At 68.6% G+C, this 25,337-nt stretch carries 23 protein-coding genes; 10 read left to right on the top strand and 13 right to left on the bottom strand.

Annotated features, from left to right (window positions below; all coding sequences use genetic code 11):
• Positions 1–20 precede the first annotated feature (20 nt).
• Positions 21–575 carry a tetratricopeptide repeat protein gene (locus tag EV655_RS10145; protein ID WP_132544436.1) on the bottom strand — a complete coding sequence of 185 codons (555 nt, stop codon included), beginning with the start codon at positions 573–575 and terminating at the stop codon, positions 21–23.
• A 75-nt stretch (positions 576–650) separates the two neighbouring features.
• On the opposite strand from EV655_RS10145, the gene EV655_RS10140 reads away from it, so the two are divergent.
• Genes EV655_RS10140 through EV655_RS10125 form a run of 4 tightly spaced genes read left to right on the top strand, consistent with a single transcriptional unit; the run spans position 651 to position 4,581 of the window.
• Positions 651–938 carry an SCP2 sterol-binding domain-containing protein gene (locus EV655_RS10140; RefSeq protein ID WP_132544434.1) on the top strand — a complete coding sequence of 96 codons (288 nt, stop codon included), beginning with the start codon at positions 651–653 and terminating at the stop codon, positions 936–938.
• A gap of 16 nt (positions 939–954) precedes the next feature.
• Positions 955–1,938, top strand: a complete 984-nt coding sequence (locus tag EV655_RS10135) for an alpha/beta fold hydrolase (RefSeq protein WP_132544432.1) — start codon at positions 955–957, stop codon at positions 1,936–1,938.
• Between the two features lie 46 nt (positions 1,939–1,984).
• Positions 1,985–2,992, top strand: coding sequence for a ligase-associated DNA damage response exonuclease (locus EV655_RS10130; RefSeq protein ID WP_132544431.1), 1,008 nt, complete (start codon positions 1,985–1,987; stop codon positions 2,990–2,992).
• Positions 2,989–4,581, top strand: coding sequence for an ATP-dependent DNA ligase (locus EV655_RS10125; RefSeq protein ID WP_132544429.1), 1,593 nt, complete (start codon positions 2,989–2,991; stop codon positions 4,579–4,581). The genes EV655_RS10130 and EV655_RS10125 overlap by 4 nt, the downstream gene beginning before the upstream one ends.
• 14 nt (positions 4,582–4,595) lie before the next feature.
• Here the strand turns inward: EV655_RS10125 and EV655_RS10120 are convergent, their stop codons facing one another.
• Positions 4,596–5,354, bottom strand: a complete 759-nt coding sequence (locus tag EV655_RS10120; RefSeq protein WP_132544427.1) for an SDR family oxidoreductase — start codon at positions 5,352–5,354, stop codon at positions 4,596–4,598.
• Between the two features lie 182 nt (positions 5,355–5,536).
• Here EV655_RS10120 and EV655_RS10115 point away from each other — a divergent pair, with 182 nt between their 5' ends.
• Entirely contained in the window at positions 5,537–6,904 is a 1,368-nt protein-coding gene (locus EV655_RS10115) for an FAD-binding oxidoreductase (protein ID WP_132544425.1), read from the top strand.
• Positions 6,905–6,907: 3 nt separating this feature from the next.
• A complete protein-coding gene (locus tag EV655_RS10110; protein WP_132544423.1) occupies positions 6,908–7,828 on the top strand; it encodes a sugar kinase in 921 nt (306 codons plus the stop codon).
• 8 nt (positions 7,829–7,836) lie between these two features.
• Here the strand turns inward: EV655_RS10110 and EV655_RS10105 are convergent, their stop codons facing one another.
• Entirely contained in the window at positions 7,837–8,721 is an 885-nt protein-coding gene (locus tag EV655_RS10105; protein WP_424511313.1) for a 2-hydroxyacid dehydrogenase, read from the bottom strand.
• A 399-nt stretch (positions 8,722–9,120) separates the two neighbouring features.
• Here EV655_RS10105 and EV655_RS10100 point away from each other — a divergent pair, with 399 nt between their 5' ends.
• From EV655_RS10100 to EV655_RS10090, 4 genes are read left to right on the top strand one after another with little or no spacing between them, the layout of a single operon-like run.
• Positions 9,121–10,752, top strand: a complete 1,632-nt coding sequence (locus EV655_RS10100) for an OpgD/OpgG family glucan biosynthesis protein (protein WP_132544419.1) — start codon at positions 9,121–9,123, stop codon at positions 10,750–10,752.
• A complete protein-coding gene (locus tag EV655_RS18640; RefSeq protein ID WP_165905319.1) occupies positions 10,749–10,919 on the top strand; it encodes a hypothetical protein in 171 nt (56 codons plus the stop codon). The genes EV655_RS10100 and EV655_RS18640 overlap by 4 nt, the downstream gene beginning before the upstream one ends.
• 9 nt (positions 10,920–10,928) lie before the next feature.
• Positions 10,929–12,692, top strand: a complete 1,764-nt coding sequence (gene mdoH / locus EV655_RS10095) for a glucans biosynthesis glucosyltransferase MdoH (protein WP_132544417.1) — start codon at positions 10,929–10,931, stop codon at positions 12,690–12,692.
• Positions 12,679–13,878 carry an OpgC family protein gene (locus EV655_RS10090; RefSeq protein ID WP_132544415.1) on the top strand — a complete coding sequence of 400 codons (1,200 nt, stop codon included), beginning with the start codon at positions 12,679–12,681 and terminating at the stop codon, positions 13,876–13,878. The genes mdoH and EV655_RS10090 overlap by 14 nt, the downstream gene beginning before the upstream one ends.
• A gap of 4 nt (positions 13,879–13,882) precedes the next feature.
• On the opposite strand, the gene EV655_RS10085 is transcribed toward EV655_RS10090, so the two are convergent.
• The 10 genes from EV655_RS10085 to ugpE form a co-directional block, all read right to left on the bottom strand.
• On the bottom strand, positions 13,883–15,694 hold the full coding sequence (locus EV655_RS10085; RefSeq protein ID WP_165905318.1) for an SUMF1/EgtB/PvdO family nonheme iron enzyme: 1,812 nt from the start codon (positions 15,692–15,694) through the stop codon (positions 13,883–13,885).
• An 89-nt stretch (positions 15,695–15,783) separates the two neighbouring features.
• Complete coding sequence (locus tag EV655_RS10080) at positions 15,784–16,743, bottom strand: ABC transporter ATP-binding protein (protein WP_132544411.1); 960 nt, start codon at positions 16,741–16,743, stop codon at positions 15,784–15,786.
• Positions 16,740–17,711, bottom strand: coding sequence for an ABC transporter ATP-binding protein (locus tag EV655_RS10075; RefSeq protein ID WP_132544409.1), 972 nt, complete (start codon positions 17,709–17,711; stop codon positions 16,740–16,742). The genes EV655_RS10080 and EV655_RS10075 overlap by 4 nt, the downstream gene beginning before the upstream one ends.
• Positions 17,712–17,714: 3 nt before the next feature.
• Positions 17,715–18,596 carry an ABC transporter permease subunit gene (locus EV655_RS10070; RefSeq protein WP_132544405.1) on the bottom strand — a complete coding sequence of 294 codons (882 nt, stop codon included), beginning with the start codon at positions 18,594–18,596 and terminating at the stop codon, positions 17,715–17,717.
• A complete protein-coding gene (locus EV655_RS10065) occupies positions 18,593–19,603 on the bottom strand; it encodes an ABC transporter permease subunit (RefSeq protein ID WP_132544403.1) in 1,011 nt (336 codons plus the stop codon). The genes EV655_RS10070 and EV655_RS10065 overlap by 4 nt, the downstream gene beginning before the upstream one ends.
• On the bottom strand, positions 19,600–20,697 hold the full coding sequence (locus EV655_RS10060; protein WP_132544401.1) for a M24 family metallopeptidase: 1,098 nt from the start codon (positions 20,695–20,697) through the stop codon (positions 19,600–19,602). The genes EV655_RS10065 and EV655_RS10060 overlap by 4 nt, the downstream gene beginning before the upstream one ends.
• Before the next feature lie 67 nt (positions 20,698–20,764).
• A complete protein-coding gene (locus EV655_RS10055; RefSeq protein WP_132544399.1) occupies positions 20,765–22,360 on the bottom strand; it encodes an ABC transporter substrate-binding protein in 1,596 nt (531 codons plus the stop codon).
• Between the two features lie 137 nt (positions 22,361–22,497).
• Positions 22,498–23,424: an aminotransferase class IV gene (locus tag EV655_RS10050; RefSeq protein WP_132544397.1), complete on the bottom strand. Its 927-nt coding sequence runs from the start codon at positions 23,422–23,424 to the stop codon at positions 22,498–22,500.
• A gap of 69 nt (positions 23,425–23,493) precedes the next feature.
• Positions 23,494–24,495 carry an ABC transporter ATP-binding protein gene (locus tag EV655_RS10045; protein WP_132544394.1) on the bottom strand — a complete coding sequence of 334 codons (1,002 nt, stop codon included), beginning with the start codon at positions 24,493–24,495 and terminating at the stop codon, positions 23,494–23,496.
• Positions 24,496–25,332, bottom strand: coding sequence for a sn-glycerol-3-phosphate ABC transporter permease UgpE (gene ugpE, locus EV655_RS10040; protein ID WP_132544609.1), 837 nt, complete (start codon positions 25,330–25,332; stop codon positions 24,496–24,498).
• Positions 25,333–25,337: the final 5 nt, after the last annotated feature.

Genomic DNA, 25,337 nt, shown 5'->3' with positions numbered 1-25,337 from the left:
TTCTGCCCTTTCGCCCGCCCTCAGAGCGTGCGGCCGGAGGTCAGGATCTCAAGCCGCTTCTCGGCCTCTTCTAGGTCAGGTTCATGGGGATGTATAGCACGTGCCGCGCGCACCGCCCGAAGCGCAGCCTCGTAGCGCGCCGTTTCCTCGAGGATCGTGGCAAGTCCTGTCAGCGCGACGAAATTTCCGGGGTTCAGCTCCAGCGTCCGGGCCAGATCGCCAATCGCGGGGCCGAACAGCCCGGCCCGGAAATAGGCCATCGCCCGCGTGTTGTAGCCCTCGGCGAAGTCCGGCGCGTGATCGACCAGCGCGGTCAGATGCGCGATGGCGGCCTCGAAATCGCCCGCCTCGACCGCGTCGCGCCCGCGCCGCAGCAGAAGGTCCATCGAGGCCGAGCCCGATTTCGCCCATTCCGCGCGGATCGCCTGCTCGACCTGCTTCCAGTTCGGCAATTCGGGTTCGCGCAACTCTTGCAGAAGCTCGGCGGCCCGGTCCCCGTCGGCAAGTGTCGGCCCGGACAGCGCAAATGCGGCACAAAATGCCGTCACGACAGGATTGAGAAGTTTTCGCAGCATGGCCATAACAGGCCCGAGGATAGCGCAATGCGCGGGAAAAGCGACAGGCCCCGCGTTCACAATCGGAGGATACCCATGAGCGACGTGATCGAAAAGGCAGTCGAAACCCTGAACGGCAAGATCGACGGGGGGTTCGACGGCGTCGCCAAGTTCGTGATCGAGGATGAAGGCGCGATCATGGTCGACTCCGAGGGCGCCCATGCGGGCGACGCCGAGGCCGAGGTGACGCTGACCGCCTCGCTCGACACGTTCCGCGGCATGATGGAGGGCGATCTGAACCCGACCGCCGCCTTCATGACCGGCAAGCTGCGCATCGAGGGCGACATGGGCAAGGCCATGCAGCTTGCCCAGATATTCACCTGACCCTACCTAAGGGATCATGGACACTGCCCCGCTTTACAACGATATCGCCGAAGGCCCCGAGGACGCTGCCGCCTACTGGGTCACGGCCGGGGACGGGGTTCGGATCCGGATAGCCGTCTGGGGGGCTGCGCGGGCGCGGGCCACGGTGCTGCTGTTCCCTGGGCGCACCGAATATGCCGAGAAGTACGGCCGGTCAGCAGCCGACCTTGCGGCGCGCGGCTTTGCCACCGTGGTTGTCGACTGGCGCGGACAGGGGCTGGCAGACCGGCTGCATGACGACCCCGTCCTGGGCCATGTCGACCGGTTCGAGGCCTACCAGCGCGATGTCACGGCGGTGGCCCGGGCGGCCGAAGCGCTGGGCCTGCCGCGGCCCTATCACCTGCTTGCCCATTCGATGGGCGGGTGCATCGGGCTTCGGGCGCTGCACCAAGGGCTGGACGTGGCGTCCGTGGCCTTCACCGCGCCGATGTGGGGCATCCGCTTCTCGCCGCTGATGCGCCCGGCGGCCTGGGCGCTGAGCGCGGCCAGCCGGCCGCTGGGCTTCGATCGCCGGATGACGCCCGGCCGCGGCGGCGACGCCTACATCCTGGCCAGCAGCTTCGACGAGAACGAACTGACGGGCGACCCCGAGATGTTCGGCTACATGCGCCGCCAGCTTGCCGCCCGCCCCGAGATGGCGATCGGCGGGCCCAGCCTCAGCTGGCTGCACGAGGCGCTGTGCGAGATGCGCGCGCTGGTGCGCATGGCCCCGCCCGCCATCCCCGCGCTGACCTATCTGGGCACCGACGAGCGGATCGTCTGCGCCAACGCGATCCGCACGGTCAAGGGCTCTTGGGCCGCGGGCACGCTGCGCGAGATCGAAGGGGCGCGTCACGAGGTGATGATGGAGGGAACGGCCACCCGCGCCCGCGTCTTTGACGAGGTGGCCGAGCATTTCACCCGCCACGCCACGCCCCATCTGCCGCACCGCAAGCGGATCACGGACACGCTTCACGCCTGACCACGCCACCATGGCGCCCGGCCCGCAGCGCCCTATACTGCGCCCCATGTCCGTCCTGACCTTTACCGAGCGCGGCATCCATTGCCCCGCGGGGGATTTCTTCATCGACCCCTGGGCCCCCGTCGACCGGGCCCTGGTCACCCATGGCCATTCCGATCACGCCCGCCCCGGCCACCGCCGCTATCTGGCCACCGCGACCGCCGCCCCGGTGATCCGCCATCGGCTGGGCGGGATCACGCTGGAGACTGTCCGCTATGGCGAGACGCGGCGGATCGGCGATGCCGCCGTGTCCTTCCATCCCGCAGGTCACGTGCCCGGCTCGGCGCAGATCCGGGTCGAGGTTGGGGGCGAGGTCTGGGTCGTCTCGGGCGACTACAAGCTGGAGGATGACGGGCTGTCCGAACCGTTCGAACCGGTCAGGGCGCATGCCTTCGTCAGCGAATGTACCTTCGGGTTGCCGGTCTTTGCCTGGCGCCCGCAGGCCGAGGTATTCGCCGAGATCAACGCTTGGTGGGCCGCCAATGCCGCCGCGGGGCGCGTCACGCTGCTGGGCGCCTACTCCCTGGGCAAGGCGCAACGGCTGCTGGCCGGGGTGGATCGCTCGATCGGCCCGATCCTGACCCATGGCGCAGTCGAGGCCACCTGCGCGGTGATGCGCGCGCAGGGCATCGCCCTGCCCGCGACGGTGCCGGTCACGCCCGAGACCGACCTCAAGGCCTATCCCGGCGCGCTGGTACTGGCGCCGCCCTCGGCACTGGGCGCCCCCTGGGCGCGGCGCTTCGGGGCGGCGGCGACGGGATTCGCGTCGGGCTGGATGGCACTGCGGGGCGTGCGCCGCAGGCGGGCGGCCGACCGGGGCTTCGTGCTGTCCGACCATGCCGACTGGGCCGGGCTGAACGCCGCGATCCGCAATACCGGGGCAAACCGCGTCTTTGTTACCCATGGCTATACCGCCGTGTTCCGCCGCTGGCTGGCCGAGCAGGGCCATGACGCGGAAATCGTCCAGACCGCGTTCGAGGGCGAAAGCCTAGACCGCGCCGAGGACGAGGCATGAAGCGTTTCGCCGCCCTCTTCACCGCGCTCGACCGGACGACGAAGACCACCGCGAAGGTGGACGCGCTCGCCGCGTATTTCGCCGACGCGCCCGAGGCCGACCGGCTCTGGACCGTCGCCCTTCTGTCGGGCCGCCGTCCGCGGCGGGCGGTGACGACGATGCGCCTGCGGGAATGGGCGGCCGAACGCGCGGGCCTGCCGCTCTGGCTGTTCGAGGAATGTTATCCGGTGGTGGGCGATCTGGCCGAGACCATCGCCCTGGTCCTGCCCCCCGCGACCGGCACCAGCGCGGCCAGCCTGTCGAACTGGATGGCCGAGATCGCGGCGCTTGCACAGGCCGGCGAGCCCGCGCGCAAGGCCCGCATCCTCGCCGCTTGGGACGCGCTGGATGGCACCGAGCGGTTCCTGTTCAACAAGCTCATCACCGGCGGCTTTCGCGTCGGCGTCAGCCAGAAACTGATGACGCGCGCCCTGGCCCGGGCCACCGGCATCGGCGAGGCGGAACTGGCGCACCGGCTGATGGGCGACTGGACGCCCGCGACCACCACATGGCGCGCCCTGATCGTGGCGCCCGACCCGGCGGCCGCGCTGTCGCGCCCCTACCCGTTCTACCTGGCCTACCAGATCGAGGACGGCCCCGAGGCGTTGGGCGACCCCTCCGGCTGGCACGCGGAATACAAGTGGGATGGCATCCGCGGGCAGGTGATCGTGCGGGGCGGCGAACACTTCGTCTGGTCCCGCGGCGAAGAACTGATGACCGACCGCTTCCCCGAACTGGCGCAGGCCCGCGATTTCCTGCCCGAGGGCACGGTGATCGACGGCGAGATCCTCGGCTGGGCCGGGGACGCCCCCCTGCCCTTTGCCGCGCTACAGAAACGGATCACGCGCAAGACCGTCCCAAAAAGGCTGCTGGCCGAGGCTCCGGTGGTGCTGTGCGCCTATGACCTGCTGGAGGATGCGGGCCGCGACATCCGCCAGGCGCCCCTGGCCGCGCGCCGCGCCCGGCTTGAGGCGCTGCTTGCCGCGCTGCCTGCGGACGCCCCCCTGCGCCTGTCGCCCTTGCTGCCCTTCGACGACTGGGCGGCGCTGGCCGAGACGCGCAAGACCGCGCGCGGGGCAGGCGCCGAGGGGGTGATGCTGAAACGCGCGGCCGCCCCCTATCTCGCGGGCCGCAAGAAGGGCGACTGGTGGAAATGGAAGCTCGACCCGCTGACGGTCGACGCGGTGATGGTCTATGCGCAGGCGGGCCATGGCCGGCGCGCGACGCTTTACACCGATTTCACCTTCGCGGTCTGGGATGGCGCGGCGCTGGTGCCCTTCACCAAGGCCTATTCGGGGCTGACCGATGCCGAGTTCCGCGAGATCACCCGATGGGTCCGGCACAATACCCTGCAACGCTTTGGCCCCGTCCGGCAGGTGCGGCCCGAACATGTGTTCGAGATCGCCTTCGAGGGCATCCAGAAAAGCCCGCGCCACAAGTCGGGCATCGCGCTGCGCTTTCCCCGCATGGCACGCTGGCGCAAGGACAAGCCCGTGGCCGAGGCCAACACGCTGGACGATCTGAAGGCGCTGCTGGGACGCTATGGCTAGGATCGCGGCGGGCCCTACAGGCTCGCGGTGATCCCCCCGTCGACGTAAAGAACGTGCCCGTTGACGAAACTTGCCGCATCGGAGGCCAGGAAGACGCAGGCGCCCACCAGTTCCTCGACCCGGCCCCAGCGGCCCGCAGGCGTGCGCCGTTCCAGCCAGACGCAGAATTCGGGATCGGCCACCAGCGCGGCGTTCAACGGCGTGTCGAAATAGCCGGGCGCAATGGCGTTGCAATTCAAACCGTACCGCGCCCAGTCGGTCGCCATGCCCTTGGTGAGATTGACGATCGCCCCCTTGGACGCCGTGTAGGGCGCGATCCCCGGGCGGGCCAGCGCCGCCTGGACGCTGGCGATGTTGACGATCCTTCCCTGACCCCGCCCGATCATGTGCCGCGCCACGGCCTGGCCGACATAGAATGCGGAATTGACATTGGTCCGCATCAGCCGGTCGAACGCCTCGACCGGAAAGTCTTCCAGCGGGGTGCGGTGCTGCATGCCCGCGTTGTTCACGAGGATGTCGATCGGGTGCGCGGCCTCGTAACCATCGACGGCGGCGCGCACCGCGTCCGGGTCGGTCACGTCGAAGGGCAGCGCGTCGACAACCAGCCCCTCGGCCCGAAGCGTCCCGGCTGCCGCCTGCAAGCGGCCAGGGTCGCGGGCGTTCAGCACGACCCGGGCACCTGCCTGCCCCAGACCGCGCGCCAGCGCCAGGCCGATCCCCATCGAGGATCCCGTCACCAGCGCGGTCCGCCCGGTCAGATCGAAAAGCCCCATGGCGTGCCCTCCCGCGGGGCTGGATCGCCCCTGGAAACTGGTATACCATTTCGGTGCCGATGCAAATGCCGGGGCCCGCGCGGCCGGATTCCGGACCGGAAGGCGTCGTGCGACATGCACCCCTTGCCTTTCCCCCTCGCCCCGATGTTCAAGGAACCCGTCACAGCGACAAGGGGAAGAGGATGAGCACCATTGCCGATATCGCCGGTCTCCTCGGGCCGCGGCTTTCGACCGGGGCCTCGGTGCGCGACCAGCACGGCCGGAACGAGGCACATTACCCGCCAGCCCCCCCCGACGCGGTCGCCTTTCCCGAGACGGCCGACGAGGTCGCGGCGATCGTCCGGGCCTGCGCTGCCCACGGCACACCGCTGACCGCCTTTGGCACTGGCACCTCGCTGGAGGGCCAGCACCTGCCCGTCCGCGGCGGGATCAGCCTGGACCTGTCGCGCATGGACCGGGTGCTGGCAATCAATACCGAGGATCTGAACGCCGTGGTGCAACCGGGTGTGACCCGCACGCGCCTGAACGCGGACCTGCGCGGCACCGGCCTGTTCTTCCCGGTCGATCCCGGCGCGGATGCGTCGCTGGGCGGCATGGCGGCGACGCGGGCGAGCGGGACAACCGCCGTCCGCTACGGCACGATGCGCGAGAATGTGCTGGCGTTGCAGGCGGTGATGGCGGATGGCAGCATCATCCGCACCGGCAGCCAGGCGCGCAAGTCCTCCGCGGGCTACGACCTCACGCACTTGCTGGTGGGATCGGAGGGGACGCTGGGGATCATCACGGAACTCACGGTGCGCCTGCACCCCCTGCCAGAGGCGGTGGCCGCGGCAACCTGCCGGTTCGCGACCGTGGAGGACGCGGTCACCTGCGTGATCGCGGTGATCCAGTCTGCAATCCCGATGGCGCGGATCGAGTTGGTGGACGAGATGATGGTCCGCGGATTCAACCTTCACTCCGGCACCGATCTACCAGAAAAACCTCACCTTTTCCTGGAATTCCATGGCTCACCCACAGGCGTCGGCGAGCAGGCCGCCGCCTTTCGCGAAATCGCGGGCGAGTTCGGCGCGGACGGCTGGCAGGATGCCACCACGACCGAGGCGCGCAGCGCACTTTGGGCGATGCGCCACAACGCCCATTACGCGACCGGCGCGCTGGAACCTGGCAAGCGGACGCTGGCCACAGATGTCTGCGTGCCGATCTCGAAACTGGCCGAGGCGGTGGTGCAGGCGCAGCAGGATGCGGCGGCGATGGGGCTGACCAGCGCCATCGTGGGCCATGTGGGCGACGGGAATTTCCATTGCGGGGTGCGGGTGAACCCCGACGACGCCGAGGAGATGGCCCGCGTCATGGACTTTTCGGGGCGGCTGGCCGAAACCGCACTGCGGCTTGGCGGCACGGTGACGGGCGAGCACGGGGTCGGGCTGGGCAAGCGGAAATACATGGCGGCCGAACATGGACCGGCGCTGGCATGGATGCGGGCGGTCAAGGCGGCCTTCGACCCCCTGGGCATCCTGAACCCCGGCAAGATGCTGCCGCCGGAGGGCTGAGGCATGGGCTCGCTGATCGCGCTTGGGGAATGCATGGTGGAACTGTCCCCGGCGGGCGAGGGGCTTTACCGGCGCGGATTTGCGGGCGACACGTTCAACACCGCCTGGTATGCGCGCCGCCTGCTGCCCCCGGACTGGACGGTGGCCTATGGCACCTGCGTCGGAACCGATGCGCTCTCGGACCAGATGCTGGCCTTCATGGCCGGGGAAGGCATCGACACGGCTGCCGTCCGGCGGCTGCCGGACCGGACCGTGGGACTTTACATGATCTCGCTGACCGCGGGCGAGCGCAGCTTTTCCTACTGGCGCGGACAGTCTGCGGCGCGCGCGCTGGCGGACGATCCGGACGCGCTGGAGGCAGCCCTGCGGAACCGGGATTTCATCCACTTTTCGGGCATTTCCCTGGCGATCCTCACGCCATCTGCGCGGGATCGTCTTTGCGCCGCGATCGCCCAAGCGCGGGCCGCGGGGGCGCGGGTCGTGTTCGACACCAACCTTCGGCCCCGGCTCTGGGAGGGCGAGGCGGCCATGCGCGCGGGGCTGACGCTGGGCGCCGCGGTGGCCGATATCGTGCTGCCCTCGTTCGACGAGGAAGCGGCATTGTTCGGCGACACGAACCCGGACGAGACGCTGGCCCGCTACCGCGCGCTCGGGGCGGGGCTTGTCGTGGTCAAGCAGGGGGCAGGCCCGGTGATGATCTGGGACCGCGACGCCGGCCGCGCCGAATTCACGCCCAAGCCGGTCGCCCGCGTGCTGGACACCACCGCAGCCGGGGACAGCTTTGCCGCGGGGCTGATCGCGGGGCTGGCCTGCGGAATGGCCGTGGACACGGCCGCACGCGCCGGCATCCGCCTTGCCGCTCAGGTCATCCAGGCGCCCGGCGCCTTGGTGCCGGGCATCTTCGGCCAAGCGGCGCGGGGCTGACGCCCGCGTCAGGCAACCGGGGTCAAGGGATCCCGGCCCGCGAGAAACGCCACGATGTTGTCGCGCTGCAGCCGCGCCATCGCCGCCCGCGTGGCATGGGTGGCAGAGCCCTGGTGCGGCTGCAGCACCACAGTGCCAAGCCCCAGGAACCGCCCGTCGATCCGCGGCTCGTTCACGAAAACGTCAAGCGCCGCGCCCCCGATCCGCCCTGTCTCGAGCGCATCCAGAAGGGCGGCCTCGTCCACGCAACTGCCGCGCGAGATGTTGACCAGCACGCCGTCTGGGCCCAGCGCCTCGATCACCTCGGCCGAGACATAGCCGGCGGTTTCCGGCCCGCCCACCAGCGCGACCACCAGGAAATCCACGGCGCGCGCCAGCGATACAGGCTCGGCGTGAAAGATCCAGCCCGGCGTCTCCTTCTCGCTGCGCGAATGGTAGTGGATCTCCATCTTGAAGGCCGCCAGCCGGTCCGCGATCTCGCGCCCGATCCGGCCCAGTCCCAGGATGCCCGCCCTGGCCCCGCTTGCCTTTCTCTGCAGCGGGAAATCCCGCCCCGCGGCCCAGTCGCCCGACCGCACGAAGCGGTCCGCCGCCACCAGCCCGCGCGCCTGCGCCAGCAGCATCCCCACCGCCAGGTCCGCCACGTCGTCGTTCAGCACATCCGGCGTGTTGGTCACGCGGATGCCCCGGGCGCGTGCAGCGTGCACGTCGATCGCGTCATAGCCGACGCCGTAATTCGCGATCAACCCCAGCCCCGGCAGCCTGTCCATCTCGGCCGCGCCGAAGGGTGCGTGCCCCTTGTAGGCGACCGCCCTCAGCGCCGCGCGGTTCTCGGGCGCCAGCCGGTCAAGTCCCTCGGGCCCCGGCAGATGCACGGCGCCCAGTTCGGACATCAGCGCCGCCCTTTCTTGGTCCCCATATGGCCCGATCGCCAGCGTCTGCCCGGTCATCCCCGTCCTCCCTGTCCGTTGTGCTGCGGCGCCTGTCCGTTCTGCACCAGGGATCGCCGCAAGGAAAGGGCGCGGGCCGCCTTTCCGCACCGCCCGGGAATCCGGCACGGCAGTGGCTGCGTGAGCAAATTTCCGCCTATCAGCCGCAGGTTTAGCGGCCAAAGCGCGCACATTGCATGAAACAACGATTGCAGCCGCCGCTGGATGTACCAAATTCCGCCAACGTATTGGCCCGGAACGGCGTGATTCTGCCGCGCAGCATGACGGCACCACGACAGGCCGGGACAAGACGGTTTTCTCATGGCACCCAATGAAGACGAGCTGCTGCGCAGGGGGCGCTTAATGATTCAAGGCGAATTCATCGCCGGACCACGGTCCGGCAAGGCGACCATCACACGCCGTCAGGCACTGGGCGGGCTTGCCGGCTCGGCAGCGGCGACCGCATTGCTGGCCCCCTTTGCCGCAGCGCAGCAGGCCGAGATGCCGGTGGCACCCATGGCCGAGCCCACCCCCGTACCGTTCTCGTTTGAGTTGTTGGCCGAGCGGATGCGCGCGCTTGCCGCCGCGCCCTACGTTGCGCCAGAAGAGCACGAAGGCGCGATCGCCGGGCTCGACTACGATGCCTATCGCCGAATCCGGTTCCGCCCCGGCCGGGCGCGCTGGCAGGAAGACGGCTCGTTCTTCCAGTTGCACGCCTTCCATCCGGGCTGGCTGTACAAGACGCCCGTGGCGGTGCACGAGGTCGTGGACGGCACCGAACTGCCGCTGGGCTTCTCGGTCGAGGATTTCGAGTACGAGGGCGATCTGGCAAGCCGCGTTCCCACGGGCGCCCAGATGCCGACAATCGCAGGCTTTCGCCTGCATGCACCGCTGAACCGCGCCGACATCTTCGACGAGGTGATCGTCTTCCTCGGCGCCAGCTATTTCCGTGCGCTCGGGCGGGGTAATGTCTACGGGCTCAGCGCCCGCGGGCTGGCGATCAACACGGCAACCGGCAAGGGCGAGGAATTCCCGCGCTTCAGCGAATTCTGGATCGAGCGCCCGGTCCCGGGCGCGGCCCGCATCACGCTTTACGCCGCGCTTGAAAGCCCCTCGGTCACCGGCGCCTTCCGGTTCGATGTCGCGCCGGGCGAAACCACCGTGGTCGATGTCACCGCCCGGCTTTTCGCACGCGAGGACATCGCGCATCTGGGCATCGCGCCACTGACCTCGATGTACCTTCTGGGGGACAACGACCGGGGCGAATTCGACGATTTCCGCCCGCGCGTGCACGACAGCGAGGTGCTGGTCCTGAACACCAGGGGCGGCGAGACCTTCGTGCGGCCGCTGAACAACCCGCCGCGGCTGGCGAGTGCCTATCTCGGCACGGTTGATCCGGTTTCCTTCGGGCTGGTGCAACGCGACCGCGGCTTCGACAGCTATCTCGACGCGGGCGCCCATTACGAACTGCGCCCCTCGCTGATGGTCGAACCCCTGGGCCCCTGGGGCAAGGGCACCGTGCGGCTGGTCGAGATCCCCTCGGACCTCGAGGGCAACGACAACATCGTGGCCTTCTGGGTGCCCGACGCGCCGATGCGCAGGGGCGACGCGCTGGAGGTCGCCTATCGGCTGCACTGGGGCATGGCGCCCCCCGGCACCGCCTGTTCCGAACGCGCACGCATCGTCCGGACCCGTGTCGGCAAGGGCGGCGTCTCAGGCGTCCAGGGCGGCCACGACCGGCGCAAATTCGTCATCGACTTCGCGGGCGGCGCGCTGTCCGCCCTGCCCGCCGATGCCGAGATCGCGCCAAAGCTCTACGCGAGCGGCGGCGAGATCGTCGAATCGGTGCTCTCGCGCATTTCGGGCACCGACACCTGGCGGCTGGTGATCGAGGCCCGGGCCCCGGGCGATGCGCTGGTCGAACTGCGCGCCGAGATTGCGGGCTATGGCCGCACGCTGAGCGAAACCTGGCTTTATCAATGGATCAAGGAATGAGTGCAGAGCGCATCATCGACCCCGAGACCGCACACGCGGTCGAGGCCATGCACTGGGCGCCGCCCGTCGCGCCGCTGGAGATGCCGCGCCAGATGCTCGAGGCCCCACGCCGCGAGGGCGTGCTGGCGTGGCTTGTGCGGCTTCTGCGCCCGCTCCAGCACGGCTGAGGCAGCGCCATGGCCCGCGTCCCCTTCCCCGATATCCGCACCCTCGCGCTGCGAGCCGCCGCGCTGGGCTTTGCCGCGCTTGCCGCGTCGTCGGCCGCGGCGCTGCTGGCCGAGGCCTCGACGCAGGACGGCCTGCATGGCTGGGACGTGGTGCGCACGGCGCTGATCTTCATCACCACAGCCTGGCTTGCCTGGGGGGCGGCCGGGGCCTTCGTCGGCCTGCCGCCGCGGCGCCGCCGCGCCGAACGCCCCCCCCTGCTGCTGCCGCAACCGCCGACCGTCGTTCTGGTGCCGGTCTGCAACGAGGATCCGGTCACGACCTTCGCCCGCATCGCCGCGATGGACGGATCGATCCGGGCCGCGGGGCTGACCGTGGACATCGCGGTCCTGTCGGACACCCGCGACGATATCGCGGCCGCGCGCGAGCGCGACGCCTTCGCGCGGCTGCTGGCCGAGACCGGGGGCGCGGGCCGTCTCTTCTACCGCCGCCGCAACGACAACCGCGGACGCAAGGCCGGAAACATCGAAGAGTTCATCCGCACATCGGGCGCGGCCTACCGGTTCGCGGTGATCCTCGACGCCGACAGCCTGATGGAGGGCGAGACGATCCGCCAGTTGATCGCGCGGATGCAGGCCGACCCGAAACTGGGGCTGTTGCAGACGCTGCCCAAGATCATCGGCGCACATTCCCTGTTCGGCCGCGCGATGCAGTTCTCGGCCGCGTTCCATGCGCCCGTCTTCGCCCGCGGGCTGGCCCGGATGCAGGGCGCGACGGGGCCGTTCTGGGGGCACAACGCGATCGTCCGGGTCAACGCGTTCGCCGAAAGCTGCGGCCTGCCTGCGCTGTCAGGGCCGCCGCCATTTGGCGGGCATATCTATAGCCATGATTATGTCGAGGCGGCGCTGCTGGCGCGCGCGGGCTGGAAGGTCGAGCTTGACGAGACCATCGGGGGATCGTTCGAGGAAGGCCCCGACAACATCCTTGCCCATGCCCGCCGCGACCGGCGCTGGTGCCAGGGCAACCTTCAGCACGCACGCCTGCTGAGCACACCGGGCCTGGCACCGTGGAGCCGGTTCGTCTTTGTCCAGGGCATCTTCGCCTATGTCGCCCCGCTGTTCTGGGGGGCGTTCCTCGTCGCCTCGATCGCGGCCACGGTGACCGCGCCGCCGCCCGACTATTTCCCCGAGCCCTACCAGCTTTTCCCGGTCTTCCCGTCGGACCGGACCAAGGAAATCATCACGCTTGCGATCGGCATCGTGGGCCTGTTGTTGCTGCCCAAGCTGGCGATCCTTTGGAGCGCCGGGCGCTCGGGCCGGGCGCAGGGCTTTGGCGGGCGGGCGCGGGCCACGGGATCGGTGCTGACCGAAATCGTGCTGTCATCGCTGCTGGCGCCCCTGATGCTGATGTACCAGTCCCGCGCGGTGCTGCAGGTGCTGTCCGGGCGCGACGGCGGCTGGCCCGCAAACCAGCGCGGCGAGGGACGGCTGAGCCCCGGCCAGGGGCTTGTCGCGGGGTTCTGGATCCTTGCCGCCGGGGTGCTGTCGCTGGCGGTGGTCCGGATGATCGCACCGGAACTGACCGTCTGGCTTTTGCCGATCTGCCTGCCGATGATGGCAGCACCGCTGCTGATCTGGGCGACGTCACATCCACTGGCCCAAACCCTGTTCACCGTCCCCGAGGAAACCGACCCAAGCCCGGTGATCCGCGCCTTCCACCGCTGGCACGCACGCTGGACCACCTCCTCGACAGAGACGTTCGATGCGGTCGCGTGATCCCTTGGTTCAGGCGAAACGCCCGCGCGATCCACGGATCGACGCGTTCCGGGGCCTCGCGCTCATCATGATCTTCGTCGACCACGTGCCCGGGAACCCGTACGAACGGTTCACGATGCGCAATTTCGGGTTTTCGGACGCCGCCGAGTCGTTCTTCGTGATGTCGGGGATCGCGGCCGGGCTGGCCTATTCCGGCCGCTTCCTGCCCGGGGCGGTGGCCCGCGACGGGCTCTGGGCGGCCGTCCGGCCGGTCTGGGGCCGGGCGTGGACGCTCTATCTGTCGCATCTGTTCCTGACCGCCTGGGCGATCGCCATCTTCGCCTGGGGGGCCGCAACCTTCGACCTGCCGAAACTGCTGACCACGATCAACCTGCGGCAGGTCTTCGAGAACACCGAGGCGGCGCTGATCGGCCTGCCGGCATTGACCCACCAGTTGGGATACGTGAACATCCTGCCTGCCTATTCGGTGCTGCTGCTCTGCACGCCGGTTGCCATCGTCATTGGGTTGCGCAGCCCGCTGGTGCTGGCGCTGCTGGCGGCGGGGCTGTGGTTTGCGGCGGGGCTGTGGCGGCTCAACCTGCCGAACTATCCCAATCCGGGCGGCTGGTTCTTCAACCCGGTCGCGTGGCAGGCAATCTTCGTCACCGGCCTCTTGATCGGCCTCAGGCTGCGCGCGGGCGCGCGGCTCTTGCCGGTGTCGCGGCCGCTGTTCTGGCTGGCGGCGGGCTACCTGGTGCTGGTGATCGCCTGGATGAAGGTCGAGCCGCTGGGCCACTGGCTGAACCAGCAACTCTGGCATCTCGGCAAGGCGGGAGCGCCGTTCCACCTGATCGCGCATGACAAGACCTTCCTGTCGCTGCCGCGTCTGCTGCACGTTCTGGCAATGGTCTACGTGATCTCGTGCCTGCCCGCGGTCACCCGGATGGCGGCCAGCGCCGCGGCCGCGCCGCTGCGGCTGATGGGGCGCAACGGGCTGCTCACCTTCGCGACGGGCACGCTGGTCGCGCTTGTCTTCCAGGTGGCCTTTGCCGCCTGGCCCGATACGGTCTGGCTGCGCTGGGGCCTTCCGCCGCTGGGCATTGCCGCGATGCTGGCCGCCGCGACACTGGCCGAGGCGGCGCGGCGCGGGCCAAGGCGCGTCCAGGGGCGCGAGGGGACCGCGCCGCACGCGGTACCCGCCGAGTAGCGGCTCAGGGCGCGGGCCGGACCACACGCATGCCGACATTGGCCTGACGCTGGCTGGCGGGAATTCCGACCCGGTAGGTGACGCGCAGATTGGCCAGCGGATCGTCCCATGACCCGCCCCGCAGAACCCGGCTGGAACAGAGCCCGTCGGTCCGCGCCCGGCCATCGGCGGGGGCGCCGCGGTGGCTGTCGTTCCAGCAATCCGCCGTCCATTCCCAAAGGTTGCCCGTCAGGTCATGCACCCCGTAGGCATTGGCCGGGAATGCCCCGCGCGCGGCGATGTCGGGTGCGCCGTCCTCGCAGGCGTCGTTGCGCCAGCGGAACCGCGAGGCGGCATCGGCGGCGTTTGCATGTGCACAGGCGGCCCCGGCGCCGCCCTCCCAGGGATAGGGCCCTTCGCCGTCCGCCTTCAGTGCGAATTCGAACTCGCCCTCGGACGGCAGCCGGTAGCCCGCGCCCGGAACCTCTTCGTTCAGCCAGGCGGCAAGGCGCACCGCGTCTTCCCAGCTCAGGCAGGCGGCGGGGGACTCGTCGGTCACGGCATAGCCCGGTGCCCCCCAATAGGCCGCGCGGTCCATCCGCATCCGCCCGTCCGCCGTCCAGACATAACAGCCGCGCGGGATGGCCCGGCCGGTCGCGGATTCGTAGCGGCGGACAAGCCCGACCGACACCTCGTGCTCGGCCATCTGGAAGGGCGCGAGCGTCTGGGGGGTCGCGGGTTTCTCGGTCGCGGGCGCCTGCGCGTCGGCCGTGCCCAGCACCGTCTCGCCGCCCGGCACAAGAACAAGGCTCGGGCAGGTATCGCAGTCGCGGGCAGGAGGTTCGGGCGCCTTGTCCGCGCGCGGTTCAGGCGCGGCGGGTGCGGGGTCGATCGGCGCGGGCGCGGAGTCCGTCCCGCGCTGCACCAGCGCCGCCTGCTCGACCGTGTCCAGCCGCGCGCGCGCCACCTCGGCGAACAGCCCGCGCGGAAAGGCATCAAGATAGGCGCGGTAGCCCGCCGGGCCCGCATCCTCGCCCAGCGCTTGCCACATCGCGATGTCGCGGTCCGTATCGTCCGGCGGCGGGGCCTCGACCGGGGCAAGGAAAAGCTCGCGCAACAGCGACGAGGTCGACCAGGGCCGCTGACGCCCCTCGGTCGTCTCGAACACGTCCGCGCGCACCCGCGTCATCATCGCGTTGATCTCCAGCCCCGCGGTCGCGACATGGTCCAGGACCGCGTCGGTAAAGGGGCTGTGCGCCCCCACGCCATCATAGGCGACGCGCCCCGGATCGGTCGCAAAGCCCACGAACAGCCCGCCCGCCGTCTCGACCGGGGCAAGCCCGCGGCCCAGCATGGCCGAGGACCGCGCCCGGCCCATGGCGCGCGCAAGCTGCGTCTCGAACGGGTTGTCCCGGCAGGCGTCCAGCAACACCACGTTGGTCTTGGCGCTACGCTCCATCTCGGCGATCACAAGGTCCAGGGGCATGGCGTAGAGGTCCAGATCGCCCTCGCGTTCCAGCGCCGCGTCGGTCGGGATCAGGAAGTTCCGCCCCGCCATCTGGATGCCATGACCAGCGTAGAAGAAAAGCGCAAGATCGGCCCCCTCGGCGCGGCGGCCAAAGGCGCGGATGCGCGCGCGCATCCCCTCGCCGTCCAGATCAAGGCCGCGCTCGACCTCGAAGCCGATCGCCTCCAACGCCGCGGCGATGGCGCGCGCGTCGTTGGCGGGGTTCGGCAGTCCGGGCGCCGTTTCGTAGGCGCCATTGCCGATCACCAGCGCCACGCGCCGGTCGGCCAGCCCCGGCAGGGCCGTCAGGACAAGGATCAGAATCCCCATGAAGAACCGCATTGGTCCCGTCCGCGCTGTCTCCCCTTTTACAGGCTAACGCGTTGCGGGCAGTTTGGCCAAGTCCGCGTTTCCGGACCTCAGCCCCCCTCGGGGAAGAAGCAGGCCGCCTTGTGCCCGTCGCCCTCCAGTTCCGGGCGTTCGGCCCGGCAGCGGTCCCGGGCCTTCCAGCAGCGCGCGGCAAAGGCGCAGCCGGACGGAATGTTCAGGGGCGACGGCAATTCGCCGGTCAGCTTGATCCGCTCCTTGCGGCGGGCGGGGTCGGCCACCGGCGTCGCGGACAGCAGCGCAAGGGTGTAGGGGTGGCGCGGGCTGTCGAAGACCTGGTCCTTGGTGCCGGTCTCGACCGCGCGGCCCAGATACATCACCATGATCTCGTCGCAGACATGGCGCACCACCGACAGGTCGTGCGAGATGAAGAGATAGGTCAGCCCCAGCCTGTCCTGAAGTTCCAGCAACAGGTTCAGGATCTGGCTCTGCACCGACAGGTCCAGCGCCGAGACGGGTTCGTCCAGCACCAGCACCTTGGGTTCCAGCATCAGCGCGCGGGCGACAGCGATGCGCTGGCGCTGCCCGCCCGAGAACATGTGCGGGTAGCGGTCATAGAATTCGGGACGCAGGCCCACCAGCCCCATCACCTCGCGCACCTTCGCCTCGCGGTCGGCGCGCGACATGCCCTTGCGGTTGATCTTGAGCGGCTCGCCGAGGATCGCGCTGATCCGCTGGCGCGGGTTCAGTGACCCGTACGGATCCTGGAACACGATCTGCACCGCGTCGCGCAACCCGTCCCAGCGGTCGGGCGTCACCTCGGTGCCGTCGATGGCGAAACTGCCCGCGCTGGGCGGTTCGATCATCGTCACGACGCGGGCAAGCGTGGACTTGCCGCAACCGGATTCGCCCACCACCGCCAGCGTCTTGCCCCTGGGGATCGCAAAGCTCACCTCGGACAGCGCACGGATTTCCTGCGGCTTGCCGAACAGCCCGCCGCCCACCTCGTAGACACGCGACAGCCCGCTGGCCTGAACGACGGGCGCGCTCATCCCCTGCCCTCCTGCATCAACGGATAATGACAGCGCGCGCGCCCGATCTCGGGCGGCTGCACGGGCGGCGGCGTGGTTCGGCAAGTCTCGTCGGCAAAGGCGCAGCGCGGCGCGAACAGGCAGCCCCTGGGTCGGTCGAACTGGCCCGGAACGACGCCCGGAATCGTGGGCAGGATGCGCGTCGTGGCGCGTTCCGGCAGCGCGGCCAGCAAGGCCGAGGTGTAGGGGTGGTGGGGCCTGGCGAACAGCGGGCCCACCTGCTGTTCCTCGACCTTCTGGCCGGCATATTGCACGCTGACCCGGCGCGCGGTCTCGGCCACCACGCCCATGTCGTGGGTGATCAGGATCAGCGCCATGCCGGTTTCGGCCTGAAGATCGGTCAGCAGGTCCAGGATCTGGGCCTGGATCGTCACGTCCAGCGCGGTGGTGGGTTCGTCCGCGATCAGCAGGCGCGGGCGGCAGGCGATCGCCATGGCGATCATCACCCGCTGGCTCATCCCCCCCGACATCTGGTGCGGATAGGCGTTCAGGCGCCGCGCGGGGTCGGGGATGCCCACCATCTCCATCAGTTCCAGCGCGCGGGCCTGACGGGCGCGGGCGTCGAGGCCGAGATGCTTCTTCAGCCCCTCCTTGATCTGGAACCCCACGGTGAAGCAGGGGTTCAGCGACGACATCGGTTCCTGAAAGATCATCGCGATGTCCTTGCCGACGATCCGCCGGCGGGTGCGGGGGCTGATCGCGCGCAGGTCCTGCCCGTCAAAGCTCATCTCGTCCGCGGTGACCGTCGCCGTCCAGGGCAGAAGGCCCATCAGCGCCAGCATCGCCACCGACTTGCCCGACCCGCTTTCGCCGACGATGGCGAGGATCTCGCCGGGGTCCACGGTCACGTCCATCGCGTCCACGGCCCGGAAACTGCCCGCGGCGGTGGCGAAATCGACCGAAAGGTTGCGGATCGACAGAAGCGCCATGCCTCAGCTCCGCTTCAGCTTGGGGTCAAGCGCGTCGCGCAGGCCGTCACCCATCAGGTTGATCGCCAGCACCGTCACCAGGATCGCCACGCCGGGGAAGGTGACGACCCACCAGGCGCGCAGGATGAACTCGCGCGCCTCGGCCAGCATCGTACCCCATTCGGGCGTCGGCGGCTGCGCGCCCATGCCGAGAAAGCCCAGCGCGGCCGCGTCCAGGATCGCCGTGGAAAATGACAGCGCCGCCTGCACGATGATCGGCGCAAGGCAGTTGGGCAGCACGGTGATGAACATCAGCCGCGGCAACTTGGCCCCCGCCACGCGGGACGAGACGACGTAATCGCGCGTGCGTTCCGACATCACCGAGGCCCGGGTCAGGCGGACGTAATGGGGTTGCAGGACCAGCGCGATGGCGATCATCGCATTGGTCAGCGACGGCCCCAGGATCGCCACCAGCACCAGCGCCAGCAAGAGCGAGGGAAAGGCCAGGATCACGTCCATCAGCCGCATGATGAGCGTGTCCAGCCATTTCGGCGCAAAGCCCGCGATCAGCCCGATCAGGATGCCGCCCGAGGCGGCCACCACCACCACCACGATACCCACGAAGAACGAGTACCGCGCGCCGTGGATCAGCCGCGAAAGCATGTCTCGGCCCAAGGGATCGGTGCCCAGCGGAAAGGCCCAGTCCCCGCCCACGGCCCAGGCGGGGGGCAGAAGGGTGCTCTGGCGGAACTGCTGGGTCGGGTCGTAGGGCGCCAGCAGCGGGGCGAAGAGCGCCACAAAGACGAAGACCGCGAAGATGTACAGCCCGATCACCGCGCCCCGGTTCTCGCGGAAATAGTACCAGAATTCGCCCAGGGGGCTTTGCCGCGCCGCCGCCACGCTCATTTCCGCGCCCTGATCTTGGGGTTGATGAACCCGTAAAGGATGTCGACCGTCAGGTTCACGATCATCACCATCGACGCGATCAGCAGAAGGCCGCCCTGCACCACCGGGTAGTCGCGGCGGAAGATGGAATCGACCATCCACTTGCCGATGCCCGGCCAACTGAAGATCGTTTCGGTCAGGATCGCGCCGGCCAGCAGCGTGCCCACCGACAGGCCGATCACGGTAATCACCGGGATCATGGCATTTCTCAGCGCGTGCAGCCCGTTGACCCGAAGCGGCGACAGACCCTTGGCGCGCGCCGTCCGGATATAGTCCTCGGACAGCACCTCAAGCATGGCCGACCGGGTCTGACGTGCGATCACCGCCAGCGGGATGGTGCCCAGCACGATGGTCGGCAGGATCAGGTGGCGCACCGCCGAGGCAAAGGCGCCATTCTGCCCCGAAAGCGCGGAATCGATCAGCATGAAGCCCGTCACCTGCGGGAAGTAGTACAGAAGGTCGATCCGCCCAGAGACCGGCGTCCAGCCCAGGTTGCCCGAGAAGATGATGATCAGCAGCAGCGCCCACCAGAAGATCGGCATGGAATACCCCACCAATGCGGTGGACATCAGCGCCCTGTCGAAGAACTTGCCCCGGTTGACGGCGGCGATCACACCTGCGGGCAAGCCGACCGCGATGGCGAAGATGATCGCGCAAAGCGACAGTTCCAGCGTGGCGGGGAACAGCGCGAAGAACTCGTCCCAGACCGGCCGCTTGGTGACGTAGGAGGTGCCCAGATCGCCCTGAAGCACGCCCGTCAGGTAGGTCCAGAATTGCACCACCAGGGGCTGGTCGAAACCGAACTGGCGGTAAAGTTCGGCATAGCGTTCCTCGGTCATCCCCCGTTCGCCCGCCATCACGATGATCGGATCGCCCGGCAGCACGCGGATGAAGGCAAAGGAAATCAGCGTGACCCCCAGGAAGGTGGGCAGGAAGGTCAGCAGGCGGGCGAGAAGATACCGGATCATGCGGCCGTCACTATCAACTCGCGGGGGCAACTGGTCAATGACCGGCAGCCCGTTTCCGTCACCAGAATGTCGTCCTCGATCCGCACGCCGAAGCCGCCGATGCGGTAGAGGCCCGGCTCGTTGGTGAAGACCATGCCCGGTTCCAGAACCTGATGGTTGCCGCGCATGATATAGGGCGCCTCGTGCACCTCGCGGCCCAGCCCGTGGCCGGTCTTGGTGCGGATGCGGTCGGCGAAGGGCGAGGCTTCCAGCACCGAGATCACCGCGTCGTCCACCTGATGCGCGGTGACGCCCGGGCGCGTGACCGCATGGCCCGCCAGATTGGCGCGCAGCACGGTGTCGTAGACCTCGGCCGCCTCGTCGGTCGCGTGGCCGACAAAGACGGTACGGGTGATGTCGGCGCAGAACCCGCCCCAGCGCGCGCCGAAATCCAGCAGCAGTGCATCGCCCGGGCGGATCGCGTAATCGGGCCGGGCATGGGCATGGGGCAGCGCGGAATTGTCGGCCGCGGCCACGATGGGCGCGAAGGACTGGTCCTCGGCCCCCTCGGCGAACAGCGCAATCACCAGCGCCTGTTCCACCTGTTTCTCGGTCTGGCCCGGGCGTACCCCGTCCAGCACCCGGGCCAGCGCACGTTCGGAAATGGCGATGGCCTGTTCCAGCGCGGCGATCTCGTCCGGCGACTTGCACAGGCGCAGGCCCGAGATGTCGCGCTCGGCATCGAGGATGCGCAGGCCCGGCCAGGCGGCGGCCAGCGCGTGATGCACGAAAACGCGCATCACCTGCCCCTCGACGGCCAGGCTTTGCAGCGCCATGTGGCGGGCCAGCGCGTCGAAGGCGCGCTGATAGCCGTCCTGGTCGCGCCAGTCGAAGACCGCGCCGGGAAAATCCAGATGGGCGAAGGAGCCCAGTTCGAGGTTCGGCACAACCGCCGCGGGCGCCCCCTCGGCGGGGATCACCAGGACAAGCGGGCGCTCGTTGCTGTGAAAGTTGTGGCCCGTCATGCGGGCAAAGTTCGGACCGGGCACGATCGCGACCGCATCCACCCCAAGCCGGGCCGCCAGCCCGGCATAGTCCGACAGTCTAGACGCCATGTCCTTGAAATCCCCAGAAACTTGGGCGGGGCCAGCGACTGGCCCCGCCCGGACTTGTGTCAGGCCGTCACTCGGCCAGGCCGACCTCGGTGAAGATGTGTCCGCCCAGCGGGTGCACCTTGTAGCCCTCGACCTCGGGGCGCACCGGCATGAACACGACCGAATGGGCGATCGTTGCCCAAGGCGCCTGGTCCTTGAAGATGACCTGCGCCTCTTCGTAAAGCGCGGTACGCTCGGCCACGTCGGCGGTGACCTTGGCCTTCTGGATCACGTCCTCGAAGGGCTGGTGGCACCATTGCGCGCGGTTCGATCCGCCCACCCCGTCGCAGCCCAGCAGCACGGCGAGGAAGTTGTCCGGGTCGCCGTTGTCGCCGGTCCAGCCCAGCAGCACCGCGCCGTCGCGGTCCACCGCCGACGAGCGTTCCAGATACTCGCCCCATTCATAGGACACGATCTCGACACCGACACCGATTTCGGCGAAATCCGCCTGGATCAGTTCCGCCATCCGCCGCGCGTTGGGGTTGTAGGGCCGTTGCACCGGCATCGCCCAGACCTTCATCGACAGGTCGGTGACGCCTTCCTCGGCCAGCATGGCCTTGGCCGCCTCGGGATCGTAGGCATCGTCCTCGACGGCCTCGTTATAGGACCACATGGTCGGCGGGATCGGGTTCTTGGCGATCTGGCCCGAGCCCTGGAACACCACGTCGATGATCGCCTGCTTGTCGATCGCCATGTTCAGGGCCTTGCGCACCTTCGGATTGTCGAAGGGCGGCATCTGGCTGTTATAGGCCAGATAGCCCACGTTCAGCCCTTCCTGCTGCAGGACGTTGATCTCGGGATCGTCCTTCATCGCCTGGACGTCGGCGGGGTTCGGATAAGGCATGACGTGACATTCGCCGGCCTTCAGCTTCTGATAGCGCACGCTTGCGTCGGGCGTGATCGCGAAGACCAGATTGTCGACCTTGGGCAGCCCTTCCTTCCAGTAGTCGGGGTTCTTCGCATAGCGGATCACCGCGTCCTTCTGGTAGGCAACGAACGTGAAGGGGCCTGTGCCGACGGGCTTCTGGTTCAGCATCTCGGGCGTGCCGGCCTCAAGCATCGCGTCGGCATATTCCTTCGACTGGATCGAGGCGAAATCCATCGCCATGTTGGCGATGAAGGGCGCCTCGGGGCGGTTCAGCACGAATTTCACCGTGGTGTCGTCGACCTTCTCGATCGACTTGATCAGATCGGGCATCGACATGCCGTTGAAGTATTCCCAGGTGCCGCCCGAAACCTGGTTGTAGGGGTTGTCCGCCTTCCACTGCCGCTCGAACGTGAAGATCACGTCGTCGGCGTTGAAGTCGCGCGTGGGCGTGAAGCTGTCATTCGCGTGGAACTTGACCCCCTCGCGCAGCTTGAAGGTGTATTCCAGCCCGTCCTCGGACACCTCGACGCTTTCGGCAAGGCCGGGAACGACATTGGTGGTGCCGGTCTCGAATTCCATCAACCGGTTGTAGACCGGGTGCGAGGACGCATCGAAGGTGGTACCGGCCGTGTAGAGCGCCGGGTCAAAGCCCTCGGGCGAGCCCTCGGAGCAATAGACGAGGGTCTGCGCCATTGCCGCGCCGGTGCCCACCAGCGCCAGCACGCCGGCCGTGGCCATCAGATTTCTCAGTTTCATCGTGATCTCCCTTTGGATCTTGATGGGGGTGCCTGTTCTTGGCCGCTCGCGGCCTCGGTCGCGTCTTGTGGTTGGGACCGGGCCTCGGCCCGGTGCGGCGCCCCGACGCGTGGGGCCCGGAATTGGCTCGGGCGCGCTCATGCGGTGTTCTCCCGCACGAGGTCGCGGTAGCGGGCGGCGATCCGGTCCATCACGGGACCACGCCCGCCATTGTCGCCGATGGGTTTGCCGTCGATCTGCGCGACAGGCGTCTGCGCGCCGAAGGTGCCCGTCAGAAAGGCCTCGTCGGCGGCATAGGCGTCGACAAGAGTGAAGTTCCGCTCGAACACCGGGATCCCCTCGCGGCGGCAGATCTCGATCACCTTGGCCCGGGTCACCCCGTTCATGCAATAGTCGCCGGTCGAGGTCCACACCTCGCCCCGGCGCACGATGAAGAAGTTGCAGGCGTTGGTGGTGTTCACGAAGCCATGCGGGTCCAGCATCAGCGCCTCGTCGGCACCGGCCTGTTCGGCCTGCAGGCAGGCGATCACGCAGTTCAGCTTGGAATGGCTGTTGTATTTCGCGTCCTGGCTCATCGGCAGGCCGCGCACCTGGGGCACGGTGGCCAGCCGGATGCCGCGGACGGCCAGCGCGTCGGCCGGTTTCGAATGTTCCATGATGATGACCAGCGTCGGCCCCGAGCGCGACAGCGACGGGTGCTGGAAGGGCCGCACCTTCACACCGCGCGTCACCATCAGCCGGCAATGGACGTCGTCGGTCATGCCGTTGGCGCGGGCCGTCATGGTCAGCGCGTCGAGGATCCCCTGCCGGTCCATCCCGATATCGAGGCTGACCGCGCGGCAGCTGTCGAACAGCCGGTCCATGTGCGCGTCGAAGAAGGCCCACTTGCCGTTGTGCAGGCGCATCCCCTCCCACATGCCGTCGCCCAGCAGAAAGCCCGAATCGTAGACCGACACCACGGCCCGGTCGCGCGGCACCAGTGCGCCGTTCACGTAGATCAGGATGTCCCGGTTGCGCGGGTCGTCCTCGGCATCGTGGGTCGTTGGGCGCGCCTCTGGCGTCATCGGGATCCTCTCTGGCGCCTTAATGAACCCCATCGGCGCGGCAAAGAAAACCCGTTCCGGTGCGTCAGGTCAAAGCCGCCGGCCCCCGGCGTCGAACCGCATCTCGTCACCCGCCCGCCAGGACAGCCCCACCTCGGCCCCCGCATCGGGGATCGGCGCCGCGCCGTCCTGCCGGACGGTGACCAGGCAGCCCGAGGGCAGGCGGGTGTGGATCAGCGTCTCGGCGCCCAGGGGTTCGGCGTCCAGAACCCTAGCGGCGACGCGCGCCTCGGGCAGCGGGCACAGCGCCAGGTGTTCGGGCCTTATCCCCATCCGCGCGCCCTGCCCGCCCAATGCGGCGGGGTCGATGAAATTCGTGGGCGGCGAGCCGATGAAGCCCGCCACGAACTCGGTCCGCGGATCGGCATAGACCTGCAGCGGCGCGCCGATCTGGTCGGCGCGTCCTGCGTTCATCACCACCATCCGGTCGGCCAGCGTCATCGCCTCGACCTGGTCATGGGTGACGTAAAGCGCCGTGATGCCGAGCTGCCGCTGCAACTGCTTGATCTCCAGCCGCATCTGGACGCGCAGCTTGGCGTCGAGGTTCGAGAGCGGCTCGTCGAACAGGAACACCGCCGGTTTGCGCACGATGGCGCGGCCCATGGCGACGCGCTGGCGCTGACCGCCCGACAGCTCGCGCGGCTTGCGCGCCAGGTAGGGGTCGAGTTGCAGCATTGTCGCGGCGGTCCGGACCCGCTCCTCGATCTCGGGTTTCGGCGTCTTCGCGATCTTCAGCCCGTAAGCCATGTTGTCGAAGACCGACATGTGCGGGTAAAGCGCGTAGTTCTGGAACACCATGGCGATGTCGCGGTCCATGGGTTCCTTGTCGTTCACCCGTTCACCGTCGATCCGCACCTCTCCGTCGGTCACGGTTTCCAGCCCCGCCACCATGCGCAGAAGCGTGGATTTCCCGCAGCCCGAGGGCCCGACGATCACGATGAACTCGCCGTCCGCGATGTCGATGTCCACACCGTGGATCACCGGGGTCTTGCCGAAACTCTTCCGCACGCCGTCCAGGCTGACCGTCGCCATCTATTTCTCGCTTTCCACTAGCCCGCGGATGAACAGCCGCTGCATGGCGATCACCACCACCACGGGCGGCAGCATCGCCAGGATCGAGGTTGCCATGATCACCGGCCAGTCGGCCACGTCGTCGCCACTGGGGAACATCTGCTTGATGCCCATCACGATGGTATTCATCGAGGGGTCGGTCGTGATCAGCAGCGGCCAGAGATACTGGTTCCAGCCATAGATGAAGAGAATCACGAACAGCGCCGCAATGTTCGTGCGGCTCATCGGCAGGAGGATGTCCCGGAAGAATTGCATCGGGCGGGCGCCGTCGACGCGGGCGGCCTCGGCGAGTTCATCGGGCACCGTCATGAAGAACTGGCGGAACAGGAAGGTGGCGGTGGCCGACGCGATCAGCGGCAGGATCAGGCCGGAATAGCTGTTGAGCATGCCGAAGCCCGCCACCACCTCGTAGGTGGGCACGATGCGCACCTCGACCGGCAGCATCAGGGTGAGGAAGATCAGCCAGAAGAAAATCTGTCGCCCCGGGAAACGGAAATAGACGATGGCAAAGGCCGACAGCAGCGAGATGACGATCTTGCCCACAGCGATGCCGATCGCCATCACGCCCGAATTGAGCAGCATCAGCGCGACGGGGGCGTTGACACCCGAGACCAGCGCCTTGCGGTAGTTCGCGAAGAACTGGTCGCCGGGCAGCAGCGGCATGGGCGGGCGGACGATTTCAGGCTGGGTGACGGTCGAGGCGACGAAGGCCAGCCAGATCGGGAAGAAGATGAAGAGAACGCCCGCTATCAGGCCCAGATGGGTCAGCCACAGCCCCGCGCCGCGCCGTTCGACCATGCCGC

Source organism: Rhodovulum euryhalinum, from assembly GCF_004342445.1.
Lineage (GTDB): Bacteria > Pseudomonadota > Alphaproteobacteria > Rhodobacterales > Rhodobacteraceae > Rhodovulum > Rhodovulum euryhalinum.
The sequence above is the reverse complement of the archived record's forward strand: the minus strand, read 5'-3'. Positions and strand labels throughout refer to the sequence as shown.

Excerpts from the sequence above, each read along its gene's own strand:
- EV655_RS10145 (WP_132544436.1), bottom strand. The coding sequence starts at position 575 with ATGCTGCGAAAACTTCTCAATCCTGTCGTGACGGCATTTTGTGCCGCA.
- EV655_RS10140 (WP_132544434.1), top strand. The coding sequence starts at position 651 with ATGAGCGACGTGATCGAAAAGGCAGTCGAAACCCTGAACGGCAAGATC.
- EV655_RS10135 (WP_132544432.1), top strand. The coding sequence starts at position 955 with ATGGACACTGCCCCGCTTTACAACGATATCGCCGAAGGCCCCGAGGAC.
- EV655_RS10130 (WP_132544431.1), top strand. The coding sequence starts at position 1,985 with ATGTCCGTCCTGACCTTTACCGAGCGCGGCATCCATTGCCCCGCGGGG.
- EV655_RS10125 (WP_132544429.1), top strand. The coding sequence starts at position 2,989 with ATGAAGCGTTTCGCCGCCCTCTTCACCGCGCTCGACCGGACGACGAAG.
- EV655_RS10120 (WP_132544427.1), bottom strand. The coding sequence starts at position 5,354 with ATGGGGCTTTTCGATCTGACCGGGCGGACCGCGCTGGTGACGGGATCC.
- EV655_RS10115 (WP_132544425.1), top strand. The coding sequence starts at position 5,537 with ATGAGCACCATTGCCGATATCGCCGGTCTCCTCGGGCCGCGGCTTTCG.
- EV655_RS10110 (WP_132544423.1), top strand. The coding sequence starts at position 6,908 with ATGGGCTCGCTGATCGCGCTTGGGGAATGCATGGTGGAACTGTCCCCG.
- EV655_RS10105 (WP_424511313.1), bottom strand. The coding sequence starts at position 8,721 with ATGTCCGAACTGGGCGCCGTGCATCTGCCGGGGCCCGAGGGACTTGAC.
- EV655_RS10100 (WP_132544419.1), top strand. The coding sequence starts at position 9,121 with ATGATTCAAGGCGAATTCATCGCCGGACCACGGTCCGGCAAGGCGACC.
- EV655_RS18640 (WP_165905319.1), top strand. The coding sequence starts at position 10,749 with ATGAGTGCAGAGCGCATCATCGACCCCGAGACCGCACACGCGGTCGAG.
- mdoH (WP_132544417.1), top strand. The coding sequence starts at position 10,929 with ATGGCCCGCGTCCCCTTCCCCGATATCCGCACCCTCGCGCTGCGAGCC.
- EV655_RS10090 (WP_132544415.1), top strand. The coding sequence starts at position 12,679 with ATGCGGTCGCGTGATCCCTTGGTTCAGGCGAAACGCCCGCGCGATCCA.
- EV655_RS10085 (WP_165905318.1), bottom strand. The coding sequence starts at position 15,694 with ATGGGGATTCTGATCCTTGTCCTGACGGCCCTGCCGGGGCTGGCCGAC.
- EV655_RS10080 (WP_132544411.1), bottom strand. The coding sequence starts at position 16,743 with ATGAGCGCGCCCGTCGTTCAGGCCAGCGGGCTGTCGCGTGTCTACGAG.
- EV655_RS10075 (WP_132544409.1), bottom strand. The coding sequence starts at position 17,711 with ATGGCGCTTCTGTCGATCCGCAACCTTTCGGTCGATTTCGCCACCGCC.
- EV655_RS10070 (WP_132544405.1), bottom strand. The coding sequence starts at position 18,596 with ATGAGCGTGGCGGCGGCGCGGCAAAGCCCCCTGGGCGAATTCTGGTAC.
- EV655_RS10065 (WP_132544403.1), bottom strand. The coding sequence starts at position 19,603 with ATGATCCGGTATCTTCTCGCCCGCCTGCTGACCTTCCTGCCCACCTTC.
- EV655_RS10060 (WP_132544401.1), bottom strand. The coding sequence starts at position 20,697 with ATGGCGTCTAGACTGTCGGACTATGCCGGGCTGGCGGCCCGGCTTGGG.
- EV655_RS10055 (WP_132544399.1), bottom strand. The coding sequence starts at position 22,360 with ATGAAACTGAGAAATCTGATGGCCACGGCCGGCGTGCTGGCGCTGGTG.
- EV655_RS10050 (WP_132544397.1), bottom strand. The coding sequence starts at position 23,424 with ATGACGCCAGAGGCGCGCCCAACGACCCACGATGCCGAGGACGACCCG.
- EV655_RS10045 (WP_132544394.1), bottom strand. The coding sequence starts at position 24,495 with ATGGCGACGGTCAGCCTGGACGGCGTGCGGAAGAGTTTCGGCAAGACC.
- ugpE (WP_132544609.1), bottom strand. The coding sequence starts at position 25,332 with ATGGTCGAACGGCGCGGCGCGGGGCTGTGGCTGACCCATCTGGGCCTG.